3 protein-coding genes and 1 pseudogene are annotated in these 4238 nt (G+C 40.9%); 3 read left to right on the top strand and 1 reads right to left on the bottom strand.

What is annotated here, in order from left to right; all coding sequences use genetic code 11:
* Positions 1–72 precede the first annotated feature (72 nt).
* Both BEL05_RS04615 and BEL05_RS04610 read left to right on the top strand, forming a co-directional pair.
* Positions 73–1250, top strand: a protein-coding gene (locus BEL05_RS04615) for an IS3 family transposase (RefSeq protein WP_139151798.1) whose coding sequence is annotated in 2 segments (ribosomal slippage) — positions 73–340 and positions 340–1250 — 1179 coding nt in all. Because the reading frame shifts where the segments join, the coding sequence is not laid out codon by codon here.
* A 3-nt stretch (positions 1251–1253) separates the two neighbouring features.
* Positions 1254–2132, top strand: a pseudogene (locus tag BEL05_RS04610) (transposase); the annotation flags it as partial.
* 3 nt (positions 2133–2135) lie between these two features.
* On the opposite strand, the gene BEL05_RS21000 reads toward BEL05_RS04610, so the two are convergent.
* Positions 2136–2273, bottom strand: coding sequence for a hypothetical protein (locus BEL05_RS21000; protein ID WP_175427316.1), 138 nt, complete (start codon positions 2271–2273; stop codon positions 2136–2138).
* Between the two features lie 636 nt (positions 2274–2909).
* On the opposite strand from BEL05_RS21000, the gene BEL05_RS04605 reads away from it, so the two are divergent.
* On the top strand, positions 2910–3395 hold the full coding sequence (locus BEL05_RS04605) for an RDD family protein (RefSeq protein ID WP_069670438.1): 486 nt from the start codon (positions 2910–2912) through the stop codon (positions 3393–3395).
* Positions 3396–4238 lie beyond the last annotated feature (843 nt).

Below are 4238 nucleotides of genomic sequence, written 5' to 3'. Positions count from 1 at the left end.
TGTAGTGGTACGGTGAATTTGGCCACCTAGTTAGAGGTGATATCATCACCTCATAAGTTAACAGGTGACACTATGAAAAAACGTACAAGAAGACTTTTTAGCGCAGAGTTCAAACTTGAATCAGCTCAATTAGTGCTAGATCAAAATTACTCAATTGTTGAAGCTGCTCAAGCCATGAGTGTAGGCAAATCAACCATGGATAAATGGGTTCGACAATTAAGAGAAGAGCGACAAGGTAAGCAACCTAAAGCATCACCTATATCACCAGAACAAATTGAAATTCGAGAGTTAAAAAAGCAACTCGCTCGCCTCCAAGAGCACAACGAAATATTAAAAAAGGCCACAGCTCTGTTGATGTCGGACTCACTGAACAATTCTTAATAATTGAGAAACTCAGGCAGAGCTACAGCATAAAAACATTATGCGAAGTGTTCAGTATTCATCGTAGTAGTTACAAATATTGGAAAAAGCGGCCAACAACCATTAATGCCGATAAAGTTAAACTTCGGAGCCTAGTTAGCGAAGTACACACTGCAAGTAATGGGTCGGCTGGTGCTAGAACCATTGCAGATATGGTTAGCCAGCAAGGTGTCTTGCTAAGCCGCTATCGTGCCACTAAGTTGATGAAAGAGCTTGGTATAGTTAGCTGTCAGGTTCCTAAGCACAAATACCGAAAAGGCACGCTAGAACATATTGAAACCCCTAATCACCTAGGTCGACAATTCGCAGTTACAGCTCCGAATGAAGTCTGGGTTGGTGATGTCACCTACGTGTGGGCTGGTAACCGCTGGATGTACTTAGCTGTTGTGATTGATCTATTCGCCCGTAAAGTGATTGGCTGGGCTATGTCATTATCACCTGATAGCCGTTTAACTGGCAAAGCGCTTACGATGGCCTATGAAGGTCGTGGTAAACCTAAAGATGTTATGTTCCATAGCGATCAAGGGACTCACTATACAAGCAGAAAATATCGACAACTTTTATGGCGATACCAGCTCAAACAAAGTTTATCTCGACGTGGGAATTGTTGGGATAATAGTCCAATGGAACGCTTTTTTAGGAGCCTTAAGACAGAATGGATACCAACAACAGGGTATCGTAATTTTACAGAAGCTCAGAACGAAATTACACGATACATAATTGGATATTACTGCCAGCTTCGTCCACATCAATATAACGGCGGACTGACGCCCAATGAATCGGAACGATTGTTCTGGTTAAACTCTAAGATCGTGGCCAATATTAGTTGACCACTACACACTGGTAAAAATTATGACCATCGTCGTGGCTGGGTTGAAGCCCAAATACTTAAGCTATCAGAAGTGTTTGCCATTGATGTAGCAGCCTATAGTGTTATGAGCAATCATCTTCACCTAGTGCTTCATATCGATATTGAGACGGCTAACAACTGGTCAGATAGACAAGTGGTTGAACAGTGGCATCAGCTATTTACTGGTAATGACCTGACTCAACGCTTCGCTAAAGGTGAGCTAATTGAAGAGTGTTGCGTTAACCAGTTAAAACACCTGATAGCCATTTACCGCAGTCGCTTATGTGATATTTCCTGGTTTATGCGTTGCCTTAACGAGCCCATCGCTCGGCAAGCCAATATGGAAGATAACTGCACTGGGCATTTTTGGGAGGGGCGTTTTAAAAGCCAAGCCCTACTTGATGAAGCGTCACTGTTAGCTTGTATGGCGTATGTAGAGTTAAACCCTGTTAGAGCCAAGATGGCCAGTACCCCAGAACATAGTGACTACACCAGTATCAAACTACGTGTAAATGCAGCACTGAAAGGTGAGCAGCCTAAGGCTCTTTTGCCGTTTATTGGCAATGAGCGAGCAAAGCAACCCAAAGGCATAGCGTTTAGCTTTAAAGATTACTTAGAGCTGGTAGATGAAACCGGACGGGTCATCCGAGAAGATAAACGAGGTGCTATCTCAAAAAGTGCAGAGAATATCTTGCAACGAATTAATGTTCCAGCAGCAACCTGGCTCAAATTAACGATTGATTTTGGCAAGCTCTTTAGAGGGCCTGTTGGCTCAGTGCAAGAGCTTGATGACTATTATACCCACCTAGAAAAACGACGAAGGCACTTTGCAAGCAGTTGTCAGCATCTGCCATTTAGCTAGCATTTAATCACCTCCCACTTTTGCACTTGGCCTGTCACTCAGGTCAATTTGTGATGCCTTAAACTCTCCCTTTTTATCTTTTTTCATCAATTCCAACCTATCTGATGCTCCGCTCGCAGCCATCTCTATGCGCTTTCTCATTTATGATGCCTATCATGGGCTGCATAGAAGTAATCAGCAAATAATGGTGCTATGTTATTGATTGACTATGGGTGGCTCATTATCTTTTTTTATCTCTTTTATCTCCATACGTTTAGGGAGGGGAAAAGAGATGTAGACCTCATAACACCCATGCATCTTTATATCGAACAGTTTTATGTGATCTTCTCTGCGAAATGAAAATTATTCCTTTTACTGCAATGGGTTGTAGGTGATAGATTTGCCTAGATGATTGAGCAGCCAAGAACGTTATCGTGCTGCTATTGAATAAGCAGTTGAACTAAGCCGCTGCGCGGGGCCTAAAAAAGCTTCGATCGAGTGTATAACAAACATTGAATCAATTAGACTTAAAGAAATGTGAAGGAACACAACAATGATAAAGGAATTTCAATGAAAAACTTACAAGCTACTCTATATCAATTGCTCAAATCTTCTCTGGCAGCCCAGAGCCAGCATCAAAAAGAATTTTTCTAACATAAAGTATACCAATTTATCTGGACTAGGCGTCGGCCAAGTCCCACAAGCGATTTATGCCTTTGCAAACAGCGCAACGCATAAATACTAAGACGTTAGGTTAATAATTTAATTTTTCACATCATTAAAATTTAAGGAGTAACAATGAAAAGTGATTTTCCCGCAACAATGGGTGACGTAAATAAATATACTGGATTCTGGCAAAGAGTAGGCGCAAGTTTAATTGATACTGTGATTCTACTTGTAATAACTTACCCAATTCTAATCTCAATATACGGTTGGAATTATCTTGAAGGTGATGATTTAGTTGCAGGCTTTGCTGATCTGCTAATTAGTTGGATATTTCCACTTGTCGCAGTCATAGCATTTTGGTTTTACCGTCAAGCGACTCCAGGTAAGATGGCAATACAAGCGCGTATTGTGGATGCAAAAACAGGTGGAAACCCCACACTACAGCAATATATAGTAAGGTATATCGGCTATTTTTTGGCAACTATTCCTTTAGGTCTTGGTATTTTGTGGGTCGCTTGGGATAAGAAAAAACAAGGTTGGCATGACAAGTTAGCAGGGACTGTGGTTATAAACCCTAAGTCCGGTCAGACACAAGAAGTAGAGTTTGAGGGTAAGTAGCCTAACAAATAAGGATAGGCCACGCGCAGCCGTGTCCTTATCCCGAGTGTTGAAAGCCCTAGTTTGCAGAAAGTGATACCTTTATATAGTAAATATCGATGCAAGCACTTACGCAGGTGTTGGTGGGTTTAGTCTTATGTCGCTTTATATAAGACGCAAGAACCCACTAGCATCAATATCCAATAAATTAAATTTTATATCAATGTCTTAGTCATCTATTTTTTGTCAGTCTGCTTCTGTATCTTAAGTTTTAAACTCATGACCTATACCGCTTAAACAGCGGCGTTAGGCAGTGTTGCTTAGTGGTGTTCTTAAGTTTGTCGGTAGTGCATGTATTCCTATAAATGACATCTAATAAAGCGGTCGGAGTGAGTTAGAGGAATTGAGATACTTTTTCTCATCTGAGTCATTCAAGCTAGATTCAGTGCTCTAGAGCATTCATGTCCAAAAATGGGTTAGGGGACTTAGCTCACTAATGCCAAAGTGTACTAGTGTCTATTCTTTGCGACAGGACTATAACTTCGTTTAGATACCAACCTGAACCCATTGGACCAAAAGTTGCGGCCAACTTTACTGTTCTAGATGCTTTCCATACCTTTCATTCTGGAATAATCACATATTTATAGGTAATCAGACCGCTGATATAGAAAACCAGTGCAGAAAAGTACATTCCCGCTGCATTTTTATCACTATCAACAATTCTATCCAAATTGAAATTGACGCATTTTCCAAAGAGGCTGTCATAACGCTGCGCACATTCTACTGGGCAATCGTATGGTATCAATGATTTCATGCACGTAGCGACGCCTAATCTTTAATCAATTCAATTGCCTTTCATCATTT

The sequence above is a fragment of the Shewanella colwelliana genome, from assembly GCF_001735525.1.
Classification (GTDB): Bacteria; Pseudomonadota; Gammaproteobacteria; order Enterobacterales; family Shewanellaceae; genus Shewanella; species Shewanella colwelliana.
Note: the sequence above shows the minus strand (reverse complement) of the source record. Positions and strands in the feature narration are given on the sequence as shown.